Source organism: uncultured Gimesia sp., from assembly GCF_963976445.1.
Lineage (GTDB): Bacteria > Planctomycetota > Planctomycetia > Planctomycetales > Planctomycetaceae > Gimesia.
In genome coordinates this window covers 1-14290 of record NZ_CAXBKP010000023.1, presented here as the reverse complement: position 1 = coordinate 14290, position 14290 = coordinate 1, and the positions used below count along the sequence as shown (strand labels likewise).

Here is a 14290-nt window from a genome sequence, read left to right as displayed (position 1 = left end):
AGACTAAGGAGCGGCGTCTTTCACAATCGGATTGATCAGGGTGCCAATCCCGCTGATTTCGATCGATACAATGTCGCTGTTTTCGAGCGTGAATTCATCGGGGGGCACAATGCCGGTTCCCGTTAATAGAATCGCACCGCTGGGGAATTCGTTTTCTTTCCCTAACCAGCTAATCAGATCTTCCAACTCGCGGGCCATCTCTGCGATCGATGTCTCGCCTTGGAAGACTTCTTCGCCTCTACGTTCAATCGTCAGAGTAATTTTCGTCGCTTCCCGTTCCAGCGGTTTCTCATGCAGTAGAATACAGGGTCCCAGGCCACAGCACTCCTTGTAGAATTTTGCCTGAGGCAGGTACAGCGGGTTTTCGCCTTCGATGTCGCGGGCCGACATATCATTTCCAACAGTGTAGCCCACAAGTCGTAAATCTGGAGAAACGATCAGAGCGAGTTCTGGTTCCGGCACTGACCATTGGCTGTCATAGCGGACTCGGACTGGTTGATTCGGACCGCAGACCCGGTTCGGTGTCGCTTTAAAAAACAACTCCGGTCGATCTGCCGTATAAACCTGATCGTAGTGAGAGGCAGCTGCCTCGGATTCTTCCATCCGGGCAACCTGACTGCGTTTGTACGTCACGCCGGCGGCCCAGACTTCCTGATGATCGATGGGTGCCAGAAACTCCAGCTGGCTAAAAGGAACCGGAGGCAGTTCGGTATCAATCAGAAATTTTGCAAGGCCGATGGGATCGGGGGCAAACAAGATATCTGATAAACGATGACAGTTATCGACCTGAGATAAATCCAGAAGCTGAACGCCATTTTCTTCCACGATGGCGACATGACGTTCTCCATTTGACAACAAAACTTTAGCGAGCTTCATCTTCAGTCTTCCTTCTGATATTTGTCTAACGCGGCAAGTGTCCTTTGCATGTCTTCCGGTAATGGTGCCTCAAATTTCATCGGTTTTCCACTCTGCGGATGATTAAATTCCAAACAATATGCATGAAGTGCTTGACGCTCGATTAATATATCGGTCTCCTGCTCTGCCTCAGCCGTTTCTGCCTCGCCGCTCACGTCTGTCATTTTCAATGCGATCCGGCCCCCATAGACACGATCAGTTACAATGGGATGACGGATATGTTGCATGTGAACGCGCAACTGGTGCGTCCGCCCGGTACGCGGCTTGAGTCGCACGTACGTGAACGCTTTATAGCGCTCGATCACTTCGTAAAACGTAAACGCGTTGCGGGCATTGCCCCCCTCGTCACAGACAATCATCTTTTCCCGCGCACGAGGATGCACACACATAAATGTATCGAGGTAGTCGCTATCAAACTCCATACGGCCCCAGACAATCGCCCGGTACTCTTTTTGAACTTCCCGTTTCTCAAACTGGGCGCTCAATTTCGCATGCACCTGATTATCCTTGGCAACGACCATGATGCCGCTCGTATTTCGATCGAGCCGATGCACAATGCCCGGACGATATTGACCGGCGACATCACTTAATTGATCGAAGTGGTGCTGCAGCGCGCCCGCCAGTGTGCCCGCATAATTTCCTTTTCCCGGATGGACAATCATATCGGACGGTTTATTGATGATGGCAATCCAGTCATCTTCATAAACGATGTCGATCGGAATATCTTCCGGCGGCAGCCGATTGTCCGGCATTTCGGGCAAGCGAACAGAAACGCGATCATTCACACGCATCCGCCGCGCCGCTTTTGCGGCCAAACCGTTGACCAGTACTGCTTCCTGCTTAATCGCTTTCTGGAACAGCACGCGCGTATAATTGGGATACAGGCGACACAAATAATGGTCGAGCCGCCAGCCGTGAGCGCGTGCCTCGACCGTAATTTCAATCGGTTCACTGGAGAGCTCTGGAGGTGGTGACGAAAGTTCGTCAGACATTATGGTTTCTTTTCGGTCGCTGGTTCCGACTTTGGTTTCTCAGCGGGAGTATCCGCTTTTTTAGCAGATGCTTCTGGAGCAGCCGGCTTTTCAGCAGGTTTCGAATCTGCTTTCGCTGGTGCCGCTGGCTTGGCGTCGTCTGGTTTCTTATCTTCGGTCTTCTTTTCTGTGGGCTGAGGAGAAGACGTTACAGGCGCGGGAAGCCCTGGCAGGCTTGGGAGACCGGGAAGTGCTGGAAGTCTGGGTGTTTCAGTTGAACCAGTTGGTGCGCCGCCAGGTGCAGCACCACCGGGCATAGGCAGATTGAACCCTGGCTGCTGTCGATCACCGGGTTTAGGAGTCTGAGCATGGAACCATTTGTAAAATTTCTTCGTTGCTTCCTGATCCAGAACAGCGACTTTTTCTCCTTCCACCGGTTTCACACGTTGCTCGGCCAATTTGCGGAAGATGGATTCCGGGTATTCCTGAATCAATTTTTGATAGAGTTCAATTGCATTTTTCAAATCACCGTCCGACACGGATTCTTCCGTGCGTGCCATTCCAAACAGGGCACGTTCACGAATTTCCGGCAAGGTGCTGGAGGAATCGAGCAGTTGCTGGAATTGTTCTTTGGCATCTGTGAGATCGCGATCACCGGCACTGCGATCAGTAAACGAATTGCGAATGCCGGATTGCAGATGGCTTTCCGCCGCGTGGACCAACGCCCATTGTGCGACTTTGGTGCCGGAATAATCTTCGGCGACGGTTTCAAAATCGGCCGTGGAGGTACAGGCGGCTAAAAGGGTCCAGCCCTCTGCATCCTGGTCGCTTCGACTGGAAGACCAGGAAAAATAGCCGATCACCACAACAAAAATGACGCCGGCTGCAACGACCGCTTTCACGCCGTATTTTTCCATAAATGGTTCTGCCTGAACCATCAATTTACTCAAGTCGTTGGTTTGCAGATCGTGTCTATGTTCGCTCTTCATGAGAGTCTCTCGCAGTAAATATGAAATCGTCCGAAACTCATTCTCTCACAACGAGATAAATAAGTCCATCGCGCGAGTATATTGCCCCTGAATTTATGCGTCAAGCTGATCCCCCGGCTCTGGCCGGTTTCAGTGTAAAGAAATTCAGATTTTCGATTCCCGAAGACTAAATTCAGGCCAAATCAGCATAAAAACGGACTGATCAGACATTCCCTGACTCGAGAGGAGTGCTCCGGCGAGATTCTAAGGTGAATGGGAGCATTTCAGATCTGCCTGCAGTGAAGCTCCTGTGCCACGTGAACAACGAGTTTGCTTAATCCACCAGGACAAATGCTTTTTTGAGGCTATAAACAAAACAGGGATACATGAAGAATCCCACCAGCATCACCGAGTAAATGTGGATCAAAGAGACTTTGATCAATCCAAGATCCACCACCAGCTCGATGCACCAGGATCCCAACAGAAACAGAACGGTCAATACCAACAGGCCGTACACTTTGAATAGCTGATCAGGGCGATTGATATATAACAACAGTTTTCTCAGAAACAGAGCAAACAGAATCAAACCAACATACCCTGCCAGTTTCAGACTCAGTGCCAATGGAAGCCCTAGAAATCCAGGCCCCCAAAAGACGGTTCCTGAAAAAATGATTTTGGCGAAAAAGCCGACTGCCGCCCCGATGAGTACACCGCGGGAATTGACTTCATGCGGCACTGCGAAAAATAACAGTGCGCCTGCCAATATGATCAGATGTCCCATCAGCGATGTGACAGGCAGGACCTGCTCGACTACGGACAGCATTTTTGTGCTGAATTCAAAATACAGTACCCCCACCGCCGCCAGGAAAACAAGAATGCCGCCATAAATGAACAGATTAAATCCCTGCCTGATCCGTTTTAGTGATATCGATGGTTCCTGAATCCACTGCGCACCCGAAGTTGGATCTGGATTCGAGGCTGCCTCTGATTCGTTATTCATGCTTCCCTGATCGCTGACTTCACTCAATAAAACTGGCTTTTCCTATTTGACAGTGAAACATCTTAGCAAACGCAGCACCAGACACAAGTTTTTGGCTGTCAGCAAAACGAAACCATTATTTTTCAAGTAATTGTCTTTGAAAAGATTCCAGCAGTTTCACATTCGCCTCAAACTGCGCGGGGCTCGTCGCATCTGCAAGTGACGTGGCTTTGAGAGCCGATGCGATGTCGGTAGACGAATCGATGCGTATTAATAAATGAAACACATCATGGCCACCTTTTGATTGAGCTAATTCTTCCGGGGAACGGTTCGCTGCAGAATAGACATTGATCAGTAATGGTATCCCCGCTGAATTACACAGGACTCTTGCCTGATATTTATTTTGATCCTGGGGGTTGGATTTCAGGTCCATTCTTTCCCAATCAAAATCGCCAGTTTGAAATATGTGATCAGGAACGGCTATCTGCTCTTTTGTCGCAATCGGAAACGTGTTAGCCAAGAGTCTTAGAATTTCGGGAGCGGTGGCATCCGAAAAAAACGAAACACGACCATCCGCAAACAGCAGATGACCACCGTCCCAGGGAGGATGCCCGAAACTCGCTGGCACGTCACACAGTTTTGATCCCAGCGGACGCCAGTTGAAAGGATATCCCCACGGCTGATAATTGCCCGCTACTTCACCAATCAGCCAGGTATTCGCATCGCCGTTTTTCATCTTGTCAAAGGTGACATTACTATTGCGATGCAGCAGGTTGGGATTTCCCAGATAATGCGTCAGTCCATAACCGGTGCTGGTAACATGTATGTCGACTCCAGGAATCTGGTACGCGTAAGGAAGGATTTCGTACACTGTTAAATTATGCGGACTATCCCAAGGCTCATTATAATCAATCTTACTGGAAAGATTATTTTGGTCGAGAAAAGGCATGATCAGCATCACCCAACCATGCATGGCCACATCGTCTTCGCGAATGGTCCCCCCCGGTGGGAAGCACCGATGTAAATCGTGATAATTATGAAGTGCCAGCCCAAACTGCTTCAGATTATTTTTCGAACTCGACTTGCGGGCTTGTTCTCGAGATTTCTGAACGGCAGGCAGGAGCAAGGCAATTGTCAGGGTAATGATGCCTAATAAAACGCACAGTTCTACCCAGGTCAGACCTGATCGACGCTGCTTGGCCATGCTGTCAGTTCCTCCCGCTGTAGGACTCCCCAATCGTAGTCTCAGTCACCTGGTTTGAAATCCGTTTTTTGGAGACAGAGCAATCCATAATTTGGCGAGTAGTTTGATATAAATGATCGCCATCCAAAGCGCAACGATAGGGACCAGAATTGCGCCAATCATGATTCCGAAAAACGCACCGATCATAATAAAAATATACCCAATCAACAGACAGACTGTTAATGCAAAATATCCATGGGCTTCTGTTTGCAGCTTCCGAGATTGTATATAAAGTGCCATTTTAGCCATGAACGAGATAAAGAAAATGAATCCCAAAATGCTGAAAATGCTCAGAATAAATTGAAATACGTCACCAAATGATTTCGCATAAAAGTAGCCGATTATAAAGGCGGCGACATTAACGACCTTGCACCCAATCGAAGCCTTCAATATCTTTCTGGCTCCAGATTCTTCAGGAACTGCCAGACAAATGAGAGGCCCCAACACCATCAATATCGCGCCAAACAGGCTTACAAAACGGAAGACTAAGTGCACCGTCGGGGGAAGCTTGCCGATAGCAATCACCGGTCCGGCTATGATGGAAAGCAGAATGAGTACAAAACCAGTAAATTCAATTGCCACTCCCAATCTGACCTGTTTTAAGGAGCGACTTTTCTCATTCTTCTCGCGAGGATCGAGATTCGCTTCGGTTTGATTCGCGTTCATTCAGATTGTCATTCTGCTGATGTCGGATTTGCAAGATTGAACTTACGCAAGATACTGAATTCTCCAGGCGAAGCAGGTTCTCTTCTTTTAGTTTGATTCCATTTTCTGCTGCAGTTTCTGCAGCGTTTTCACATTCGCTGCCAACTGCGCGGGCGTAGCATCCTCGGACATTGAAGATTCCTCTAACTCCTGGGCGATGTCTGTGGTGGAGTCGATGCGTAAGAGAAGCTGCGGAGCAGGCCCCTCTTTCTTCCGTCTCCCTGCTCCTTTCGGAGCGAAAAACACTTGAATAACCAGTAGTTTTTGTTTCTTGTTTTCCAGCGTTTTGGCAAAATACTTGTGTTTGCTCTCTGAATCAGACTCCAGTTCGATGGGTTGCCATTCCCAACGAAAGTCCCCCGTTTGAAAGACTCGGTCAGGGGCGGCCGTCTGTGCTTCAGTCGCGACGGGAGGTGCCTCGGCAAAGCGTTTCAAGATTTCGGGAGCGGTTTGATCTGAAAGAAAAGAGACGCTGCCATCGGCGAACAGCAGATGCCCGCCGTTCCAATTCGAACGTCCATAACTGTTGGGCCCTTCACACAATTTCGTTCCCAAAGGCCGCCAGTTGAAAGGATAACCCCACGGCTGATAGTGGCCGGTCACTTCTCCCGTCATCCAGGTATGCGAGGTCCCGTTTTCCATTTGACCAAAGGTCACATCGCTATTGCGATAGAAGAGATTCGGGTTCGCCAGATACTGGGTCACCCCAAAACCAGTATCAGTAAAACGCTCATTGCCCCCTGGTATTAAATAGACAGGAATCGCCGAATCAAACACGAACGTGTTGCGAGGGCTCTGCCAGGATTCGTTTAAGTCAAGCCAGCTATATGCAATATCATCAACATAAGGGAGTAGCATCACCATCCAGCCCTGCATGGCGGTCTCGTCTTCGTGGATGATACCGCCGGGGGGCAGACTTCCCTCAGCCTCGTGATAATTTAGAACAGCCAGACCGATCTGCTTCAGATTATCTTTTGATTGTGTCTGGCGGGCTGCTTCTCTGGACTGAAAAACGGCCGGCGAAACTAACGCAAAAACCAGCAACGCCAATCCGAGCATCAGACCAATTGCTATCCAACGTTGTCCTGACATCAAAGTGTGCCTCTCATTTGAGCATGATCTTGTTTCAGATACATCATCTTCATGCGTATTTCCAATGGCCTTCCCACTTGTCGGTCCAGAGAAACTGGGCCGCGAGATGGCCGTTGCGGCGGAGTTGCAGCCAGTCGAGATGTTCGATGCGACAAACAATGACCGCGAAGTTTTCAAAACCCAGTTGGGCTTCTTCATCGTTGGGTAGACGGTCAAACAGATAATCGGGCAGATTGGAAACGGCGCTGTCGACTTTCGTGCCTGGCGCGGAAACCGTGATATACCCTCGGCGATGCTCGGGGCTGCTGTCCTGCCAGTGTTGTGCGGCTCGTGCAGCATCACTATGAATTGTCGCACTGCCCCGCAAACGAATCTGCACCCGTGTGATCGGATCGTAGGTCACCCATTCGATCCAGGGGGACTCTTCCAATTCGCTCACCTTATCGGACCGCCGGTCGGTATAACAAATGAGTTCCCGCGATTCCGGCTGTACGTCCCGCAGCACCACAGTACGCACGCGGGGCCGCCCTTCCGCTGCGGTTGCCAGTTGCCCCAGCCGCCAGGGATGGGTCTCCGTTTCGATGGCAGATGTCAAGTGCTGCCAGGTCTCATCCAGAATCGTACTGACTTTGGCGGGATTGAATTCAAATTGTCTGGTCATCGGAGCCCTGTTCGGATTCTTGATTCCACGGTAATAGTTGTTCTCTCTTCATTCTGCTTGATCTCAGGCGATGGTCAAGCAGAAGTTTGAAAGTTCAGGGGCTCTCATGGGTTAATACTTCATCTTTGGGGTGATATAACAGTGCGATGGGCAACATTACCAGAGCAAGCACCAGAAAAACATGGCTCATCGGCCAATGCAGCTTCGTGCAGACTGTGGTAAAAATCTGAAAGCACAGGGCCGAGAGGACGATGCCGATCCAGTTCACCAGATTCATGGTGCCAATCATGCGGCCTTTTTGCGATTTGGGAGGCCGGGTTTGCAGTTCCACCTGTAGTGGCACGACGAACAGGCCGGCGAAGAAGCCGAGCAGTGTGAGCACTGAACGGGCCATCCATTCGGCTGCATTTTGGGGGATGAACGAATTCCATAAAGAGGTGTCGGCTTCTTTGAGCGTTTCCAAGCCGTCAGAAGGTCCCCACCAGCCGATACCCGACATCATGATCAGACAAAATACGATGCCCCAGGCACCGATGGTGACGAGTTTGAAATTCACCCGTTTATGGGAAACGCGGCCCGCCATCACACAACCGACCGAAATCCCCACGCCCATACAAGCCGCCATCAGGCTGGTACGGCTGACGCTGAGGTGCAGTTGACCGATACCAAAAATATTCACCAGCGGCTGAATGATGCCTCCCACGAACCAGAAGACAGACGAGATCAACAACACCGATAATAGTCGACCATCCTGCTTTAGCAGAGTTCGCGTTTCCGCGCTGATACCCAGCGTCGACCAGCGGAACGGAAGGCCGGGATGCGCGACCGGCGTTCTGCGAACCCAGAACGAGGAGATCGTACCTATGATGGCGATCGCGATACAGAAATAGCTCGTCTTCCAGAGTTCTCCCGGAAAGGCCTGTTTCACAAAACCGGCGGAAGCCATTCCGAAAATAATCGCCAGAAAGGTCGTCATTTGAATGATGCCGTTGGCTTGCGGTAAATCATCATCGCGAAGCATCTCCGGAAGAATCCCATATTTGGCAGGCCCAAACATGGCACTTTGCGTACTGAGCAAACCGAGGACGACCAAGAGCGGCAGTAAATTTCCGGTAAAGAATGCAGCCATCGCCAACAGGGCAATCACGATTTCCGCGATTTTGCAGGCGATGACAATCGTGCGTTTGGAGTGGCGGTCGGCATACCAGCCTGCCAGTCCGGAAAAGAAGACGAACGGCAGTGCAAAGACTGCCAGAGCGATCCCCTGCTGATCACTGGATTGTGCCTGTAACGCCTGTTGCGCGCAGAACAATAACACGAGCTGCTTAAAAAGATTATCGTTAAAGGCGCCCCAGAACTGGGTGACCGTCATGCCCCAGAAGGAGGAGTCATGATACAGAGGTGGGAGCTCTTTACTGGGCGTCAATTCCATTTCCGTCACCGCATACAGTCCTTGTCGAGGGGCAATATTGGCCGTGCTTCACAACTGAAATCAAGCTGGTATTCGCTCCGGAAAGGCGTCCCATTAAAGAACCAAACGACTTCGGCAGACGGGAATACACACACGGCTGGAACAGCTGAATCACGCGCTGCTAAACCATAGTGACTGGCCGGATTTCTGACAATGTTGATTGAGCCAAACCCCCGAATATGAATCGAATTTCATTCAGAAATTTCGTTCACCGGGATATCCGATTAGCCCGTTCCCTGCCCTTTATTCGATCGACTCATTTGCAGCTTCTGCTTTGAGTGGAGATAGAGCGCGCTGTGCATTTTTGATGCGGATGACTTTGAAATTGTCTCCGCCTTGCTTACGGGCCAGTTGAATAATCAGGCTCTGATTGCTGGCTTCGCCGTAAATCCATATTTCATTGATCGCCCCCCCGGAAATACTGCGACCAATTTGTGTGGGCGCGCCCAACACTTTTTTGACCTGATTGCGGTTCATGCCCGCGATGACGGTACCGTTGCGAATGGCTTTGCGAATCGGATCGTCACGGAATTCTTTGACTTCTTCCGGATTGAGCCATTGGTCTTTCTGCAGCATAAACCCGAGCCGCCCCAGCAAGGTGGCTGCGTCCGTAGACTTGGGATTCAACTTCCAGGCCTCTAACAACAGTTTCGTCGCGGCCTGTTTGTCACTTGCCAGTTCAACCAGGTCACGGGCCAGCCGCACGCGGCCGTCTGCGTCACCGGCGTCCAGTTTTTTCCGGCGCTGTTCGAACCAGTTCACTAACGTTTGTTTCGATTTTTTGGGATTATCCCGCTTCTGATATTCCTGCGACAGATCCAGTACGTACTGACGGGGCAGCTCGCCAACCCGATGGAAATCAAAATCCAACTGCATGGTCTGATACTGTTTGACCAGATCCGTGCGTTCCGGCAGTTGCTTTTCAATACGCGCCGCAATTTCAAAACCGTTGCTGCCGCCTTCGGACAGATTCTTCAGGATGCCTTCCAATAGTATCTGCGAATAAAACCAGCGAACCAGCCGCTCCCGTTTCTTCTGATCGGCTTGATTAAATACCTCTGTCTGACGTTCCAGATACTGCTTGCGTTCAGCCGGTACATCCAGCTTTTGCGGTGTTTGGGCTGATGGGAATAATTTGAGCAGCCGCGTGATCAACGGCCCCTGGTCCGGCTTTTGCTGTTTCTTTAATAACTGCCACTGGAGAACCAAAGCTTCATGCTTGAAGGCATTCGAAAGCAGTGGATCAAGTTGATATTCCAACGCGCGATCGGCCAGTTTCAAAAGGGACTCCGGTTGTTTGACCAGTAGTTGACGATATTCGAGATCAATCCCATTCTGATATGCGGCGAGCGCTTTCTGAGTCAGTTCTGTATCACTGTAGAACGCAGCCCGCTTTGTGCCCCAGTCCGCCAGGGCATACCATTCCCTGGCTTTGGTCCGGTCGATTTTGGTTTCCTCGATCACGAAATGTTCGACATCGGTCGGCATTTTTTTCAGGGACTGCATTTTGAATATGATCCGACCGTTTTCCCGCGCCAGCTCGCCTGTGACTTCTACATTTTTGTAACTCGTGTCCAGTTTGGGAATCGGACCTGCAAAATAAAACGGGATCGGACAATTGCGAAACCGCAGTGATTTGGAATTGAATGTTGAAAGGCGTCCCTCTAAGGTCTGCGAGACGCCAAGAAATCTCTTCCATTGATCGCGCTGGCTGACAAAGTTTTGAATACTGCGATCAGCGGAAAAAGCAGTGCCCTGGAACAAAATCAGAGCGAGCAGCAAGCAGAGGAAGCATCGATTACGAGTCTGTATTATCATTTCGACAGCCCCAGGAATTGGGTTTGTTGATTGAGAACGCCTTCAATTTGATTACGATTGTGAAACTCATCGAACTGAATTCCCAGTTGCTCATACAAATCCAGGTGTGACCATAAAAATGCCGTTTTCCCATCGAGTTCAATGATGCCTGTATCAGATTGGCTAGCAGCCTGTTGAAATGTCGCAATCTGAGCTGCAAAAATGAGGGGCTGCCCGGGATGCTGCTCGAGATACTCAAGGAATGACGGAGACGTCAATTCCAGATACAACGTATATTCGTCTAGCAGCACCGGTAAATTCAATCGAAAGCGGGGTTCTTCGGTTTCGGGATCAGGGGGGAGCGGTAGCAGGGATGCTTCAAAAATCATCCAAGACCCTGCATATCGCAAATCAAACAGCGAGTTCCAGCTTTGCTCATCACTTTGTTTGATCTTGGTCACCGCTTCATCGGCAAGCTCAAACAACGGTGAGACGGCTTGCAAGTTGATCGCCTGTAATTCGCGCGAGGTCTGGCGTATCTCATTCGCACTCTGATCAGTGCGTCCCAGCACCTCGAGCGCGTGAAAGGCTTCCTGATAAGCCGTGTTTGCGGCTGGCAAGTCTCCCTGCTTGAGCAGGTCTTCACCTGTCGCGGTGGCTATTTTGAGAGTTTCTGACGCCTGCTCCAAATTGCGGCTGTGGAGTATTCCGTAAGCTGTGAGCCCCACAATCAGCATGATGCCCGCCAGAATGCCTCTGAATGGAGTGATCAGTTTTGTACGTGGCGCCGGTAACTCGAAGCGTGAGACTTTAGGTTTTGCGGTCGCAGTGGCAACGGCTTCCCCGGCCTGGCGCGCAGCCTGTTTCTGTTTGCGTTTTTCTTGGAACTTTGCCATGAACGGCGTATTCAGAATCAATTCAACCAGTTCCTGCTTTGTGGGAACCTGTTTTTTCTTTTTGCGTGCTTTGGGCGCAGGATAACTATTGCGGGGGAGTATGAAATAGGCCTCATCGCACTGCTGACAGAGATGCCGTGAAGGGGTTTTACGACGATAACCAGACAGACTCACTCCGCAGACGCACACGATTTCATAGGGCTCTGGGATATCCTCCTCACGGCGTTTTTTTTTCGACGGAATTTTCAGCCAGTCAGCCATAAAATCAGTACCGTGTTCGAGTTGGGTAAGCCTGACATTGAAGGTAAATCGACCTGCATCTTTGAACAAAAAGGGCCTTCCTTATTATAGGCATCCCGGCTGCTGATGTCATAGGACTCTGTTAGGTGAGACCGCGCTCAGCAACAATTTTGTCTGAATTTCATCCGAATCAGTCAAAAAAGAGGAGGCAATTCATCACTACAATCGCTACTTTCCGGCCCAGTCACCAAAACTTTCTATTTAAGAGTAATCCCTCCCCCTGGACAGCCCCAAAAGTTTGACCGACTCTGTTTTCCAAGGTATATGCCAGTATAAATAGTATGTTTCTTTTTAGAATCATCCACTTGGATATCGCACACACAGTGGTTGGCAAGGATGCATTTCCACAGATTTCAAATTCGTTAAGAGCGGTTTTTTGGAGCATCAGGATGTCTACCATTTCATCCCCACATTCACAGGTCACACAAAATCCACACGCGCTTCAGGTCTCGCTTCTGCCTCTCACACATCAGATGGCAGCCGTCGAATTAACGAGCGGCGACTACCAGATCGGGTCCTCGGCAGAGTCTTCGATACGGATTGAAGTTCCAGGTATCGCGGAAAAGCATTGCAGCATTCATGTTGGAACTGATGAAGTGACCTTGCAGGCCATCGATCCGCGCGTCTGGGTGAATGATCGGCCAATTCGCCAGATCACACTCACAGCCGGCATGAAGTTCTTTGTGGGTCCTGTCGGTTTTCTGGTGGAGACCATTACCGAAGTGACCGTGGCAGCGAAACCGGAATCGGAACCAACGCGTTTCGAAAATGATCCTGCATCAGGTGCCCGGATTGAAATACCGGAAGAACTGCAAGCGGTCGCCAAAGTTCAACAAATGCTGGCAGAACGTCACAAGTTACTGCAGAAGATCGAATCGGAACAGGTTCAACTGCAACGGGAGATGGAGTTACAGGAAACGGAACTGCACCAACTGCATCAACGTTTTTCACTTGAACCGGAGTTGCCAGCGGGAGCTGACCGTGAGCCAGTCAATATTCAAGCAGCTCACAATTTACAACCATCCTTTGACGAGTCGATTCTGGAGCTGGATCAAAAACTGAAGCAGTTAGATCTGTTGCAGCAGGAAGTTTCACAGGAACAGGCACAACTACTTTCACGACAGCATCAGGTCAATGCGCAGAGACACCAACTGCAACATCTGGAACAGTCTCTGCAAGGGGAGCTGACAGAACAGCAGCGGGAACTATCCCATGCCTGGCTGGACCTTGAAACAAACCAAGCCAGTGCGCAGTTAGAACTGGAAACTGAGCGAGCCTTTCTGGAAGAATCGAACACGGCACATCAGCAACAGCTAAACGCGATATCTGAAGTAGAACAGTCATTCCAGTCTTTCGAACAGGAGCTGACCGAAGAGCGCACTCGTCTGGAGTCCTGGGCAGAAGACCTCGAAACTCAGCAGAGTTCACTTCAGGAACAGGCGACGGTACTGTCCGAACAAAAGCAAACTCTGGAAGAACAGCAACTGGCCAGCGTTGATCAGACCGAGCTACAACAGGAACTGGAACAACAAAAAGTACAACTGCAGGAAGAACTGTCGCAACTGGAAGCAACTCGCCATGAACTGGCCGAGCAACAAACACTACTGCAAAACCAGACTGAAACGTTAAATTGTCAGCAACAGGAAGCGCAAGCGATACGTGAGGAGTTCGAGCAAAAGAACTCCACGTTGCAGGAACTGGAATCGCAAATCTCAGAGCGACAAAACACGCTCACCGATCAGCAGACAACCCTGAATCAACTGCAGTCGGAACTCGATGCCAAATCAACCGAACTGGAAGCAGAGCGCGAAGCGTATACACTCCAGATGAGTCAACTTGAAGAACAGCGTACGCACTTTGAAAAAGAAAAACTGGAGTGGGAAAACGCACGAACCAGTCTGGAAGAGGATCAGACGGCGTTAGAATCTCAAACGAATGCGATCGCCGCGCAGCAAACGGGGCTGGAACAGTATCAGTCAGAACTGGATCTGCAGAAACAGGAGCTCGCGGAGCGCGAACAAGCACTGGCAGAACAATCGGAGCAACTCGAATCACTTCGCGAAGAACTCAACGAACAGAAATCCACGCTGGAATCAGAACAGGCATCAAAGGCCACTGAAAACGAACAGTCTGAGAAAGCGCTCGCGGAACTCGAAGCAGAACGCGAGCAACTCGCTGAGCAGCAGACCGGCCTGGAACAGTATCAGTCAGAATTGGATCTGCAGAAACAGAAACTGGCGGAGCGCGAACAAGCACTGGCAGAACAATCGGAGCAACTCGAATCACTTCGCG

At 50.2% G+C, this 14290-nt stretch carries 12 protein-coding genes; 1 reads left to right on the top strand and 11 read right to left on the bottom strand.

Annotated elements, in window-relative coordinates; all coding sequences use genetic code 11:
- Positions 1-3: 3 nt before the first annotated feature.
- The 11 genes from AAC022_RS20700 to AAC022_RS20650 all read right to left on the bottom strand — a co-directional run bounded on the left by AAC022_RS20700 (position 4) and on the right by AAC022_RS20650 (position 12028).
- Entirely contained in the window at positions 4-876 is an 873-nt protein-coding gene (locus AAC022_RS20700; RefSeq protein WP_339734002.1) for a fumarylacetoacetate hydrolase family protein, read from the bottom strand.
- Positions 877-878: 2 nt separating this feature from the next.
- A complete protein-coding gene (locus AAC022_RS20695; protein WP_339734001.1) occupies positions 879-1907 on the bottom strand; it encodes an RluA family pseudouridine synthase in 1029 nt (342 codons plus the stop codon).
- On the bottom strand, positions 1907-2875 hold the full coding sequence (locus AAC022_RS20690; protein ID WP_339734000.1) for a tetratricopeptide repeat protein: 969 nt from the start codon (positions 2873-2875) through the stop codon (positions 1907-1909). Before AAC022_RS20690 ends, AAC022_RS20695 begins: the two co-directional genes overlap by 1 nt.
- Positions 2876-3188: 313 nt before the next feature.
- Positions 3189-3854, bottom strand: a complete 666-nt coding sequence (locus AAC022_RS20685) for a hypothetical protein (protein ID WP_339733999.1) — start codon at positions 3852-3854, stop codon at positions 3189-3191.
- 115 nt (positions 3855-3969) lie between these two features.
- The gene (locus tag AAC022_RS20680) at positions 3970-5037 is read right to left on the bottom strand and encodes a DUF1559 domain-containing protein (RefSeq protein ID WP_339733998.1); all 1068 of its coding nucleotides are present in this window, start codon (positions 5035-5037) and stop codon (positions 3970-3972) included.
- A gap of 45 nt (positions 5038-5082) precedes the next feature.
- On the bottom strand, positions 5083-5742 hold the full coding sequence (locus AAC022_RS20675; RefSeq protein WP_339733997.1) for a hypothetical protein: 660 nt from the start codon (positions 5740-5742) through the stop codon (positions 5083-5085).
- An 87-nt stretch (positions 5743-5829) separates the two neighbouring features.
- Positions 5830-6873, bottom strand: coding sequence for a DUF1559 domain-containing protein (locus tag AAC022_RS20670; protein WP_339733996.1), 1044 nt, complete (start codon positions 6871-6873; stop codon positions 5830-5832).
- A 49-nt stretch (positions 6874-6922) separates the two neighbouring features.
- Positions 6923-7534, bottom strand: coding sequence for a pyridoxamine 5'-phosphate oxidase family protein (locus tag AAC022_RS20665; RefSeq protein WP_339733995.1), 612 nt, complete (start codon positions 7532-7534; stop codon positions 6923-6925).
- 94 nt (positions 7535-7628) lie between these two features.
- Positions 7629-8966: an MFS transporter gene (locus AAC022_RS20660; RefSeq protein ID WP_339734138.1), complete on the bottom strand. Its 1338-nt coding sequence runs from the start codon at positions 8964-8966 to the stop codon at positions 7629-7631.
- 282 nt (positions 8967-9248) lie between these two features.
- Entirely contained in the window at positions 9249-10823 is a 1575-nt protein-coding gene (locus AAC022_RS20655) for a hypothetical protein (protein ID WP_339733994.1), read from the bottom strand.
- Positions 10820-12028: a hypothetical protein gene (locus AAC022_RS20650; protein ID WP_339733993.1), complete on the bottom strand. Its 1209-nt coding sequence runs from the start codon at positions 12026-12028 to the stop codon at positions 10820-10822. Before AAC022_RS20650 ends, AAC022_RS20655 begins: the two co-directional genes overlap by 4 nt.
- Before the next feature lie 359 nt (positions 12029-12387).
- On the opposite strand from AAC022_RS20650, the gene AAC022_RS20645 reads away from it, so the two are divergent.
- Positions 12388-14290: FHA domain-containing protein (locus tag AAC022_RS20645; RefSeq protein ID WP_339733992.1), on the top strand; the 1903-nt coding region annotated here is incomplete at its 3' end.

Excerpts from the sequence above, each read along its gene's own strand:
- AAC022_RS20680 (WP_339733998.1), bottom strand. The coding sequence starts at position 5,037 with ATGGCCAAGCAGCGTCGATCAGGTCTGACCTGGGTAGAACTGTGCGTT.
- AAC022_RS20670 (WP_339733996.1), bottom strand. The coding sequence starts at position 6,873 with ATGTCAGGACAACGTTGGATAGCAATTGGTCTGATGCTCGGATTGGCG.
- AAC022_RS20695 (WP_339734001.1), bottom strand. The coding sequence starts at position 1,907 with ATGTCTGACGAACTTTCGTCACCACCTCCAGAGCTCTCCAGTGAACCG.
- AAC022_RS20690 (WP_339734000.1), bottom strand. The coding sequence starts at position 2,875 with ATGAAGAGCGAACATAGACACGATCTGCAAACCAACGACTTGAGTAAA.
- AAC022_RS20685 (WP_339733999.1), bottom strand. The coding sequence starts at position 3,854 with ATGAATAACGAATCAGAGGCAGCCTCGAATCCAGATCCAACTTCGGGT.
- AAC022_RS20660 (WP_339734138.1), bottom strand. The coding sequence starts at position 8,966 with ATGGAATTGACGCCCAGTAAAGAGCTCCCACCTCTGTATCATGACTCC.
- AAC022_RS20665 (WP_339733995.1), bottom strand. The coding sequence starts at position 7,534 with ATGACCAGACAATTTGAATTCAATCCCGCCAAAGTCAGTACGATTCTG.
- AAC022_RS20655 (WP_339733994.1), bottom strand. The coding sequence starts at position 10,823 with ATGATAATACAGACTCGTAATCGATGCTTCCTCTGCTTGCTGCTCGCT.
- AAC022_RS20675 (WP_339733997.1), bottom strand. The coding sequence starts at position 5,742 with ATGAACGCGAATCAAACCGAAGCGAATCTCGATCCTCGCGAGAAGAAT.
- AAC022_RS20700 (WP_339734002.1), bottom strand. The coding sequence starts at position 876 with ATGAAGCTCGCTAAAGTTTTGTTGTCAAATGGAGAACGTCATGTCGCC.